We start from the raw sequence: 1,093 nt of genomic DNA on the forward strand, positions 1-1,093 counted from the left end.
GTAGAATCAAAAATTCACACTGCAGGCCGCGCTTCTAAATTGATGTCAAGTGTTTTTGTGTCTACGTTGAAAATAAACCATCTAACTGCACATTAAATGATAACTTGGGTGGATTGGTTGGCCACCGGCCCGCGAAATGCGGGTAGCGAAAGGCCAAAATGTTAAATGCGTCGTCTTCGTGCGTCGATGTGTTAGGTGATGGGTTGGAGGGGGCTCCCAAGTCATCACCTAACGGGAGGATAGCGATGTTTTGAACGCGAAAAACGCTTTCGGAAAAGCTCTATTTGCGGCCTCGTCGTGACGGCCTGCAAAGAGAACGATTTACGGGAACGTGTGCCCCTCGTTGTCGTTGATTCCGGCCTGCCTGATCTGCGGCCGCTTGTTTGGCTCGCAGTTGGGCACAAGGGTCACATGTATGCCTTGGCGGTGGAAATTGCGGCCAATCCTCTGCCTCGCCCTCCGCCACAGCGATAATGAAGCACTGCGCCCTGATGTCGGCTTTGCGATAGGCTTCCAAGAACCGGCGCTCCCGTTCGGTCATCGTCTGTAATGGGCTCATGCTAACCCGCAGTGCGGAGCCAAAAACCGTTGTGCAGGCTCCCGACCGCTTCTGGATCGTCACAGCCGACAGGTGTTGGCGCGTGCTTTGGTTGCCAACAACATCCCACGCCTGGTTCCAGAATTGGTGCAATCACGCGTTCCTTGCCATGCTGGGTCAGCAGGGCTACTTTACGGCCAAAATAGTCAGACTGCCGAGACATCAAGAACCCTCCAGAGCGACAGCAGCCCAATCCCCGTGCACATAGCGCACAAAGCCAGCCTGCTCGAAACGCCAGAGGTGAAGCCAGCTATTCTCCAGCAATTGCTTGACGACGGCATGCTTACGAATGACTGCTTCGATAGCCGCCTGCGGTGCGTCGATGACCACGGTCAGCCTCAACGGCTCATGCACCCAGCGTTCACCGTCATACAGCGTAAGCGTCCGGCCCACCCACCTATGAATGCGGTTTAGGACTGGGTAGACTGTGCAAACGGTAGCAAGGAGTCGATCTTGCTGTTCGGGCAGGTGGGCAGCTTTTCGAGTGTATCGCTG

General features: G+C 55.2%; 1 protein-coding gene. It reads right to left on the minus strand.

What is annotated here, in order from left to right; translation table 11 throughout:
• Positions 1–760 precede the first annotated feature (760 nt).
• On the minus strand, positions 761–1,093 hold a 333-nt coding region (locus ACP7DD_RS26525), incomplete at its 5' end, for a putative inorganic carbon transporter subunit DabA (protein ID WP_426178389.1).

The organism is Massilia sp. TWR1-2-2 (genome assembly GCF_049897565.1).
Lineage (GTDB): Bacteria > Pseudomonadota > Gammaproteobacteria > Burkholderiales > Burkholderiaceae_D > JAFCUW01.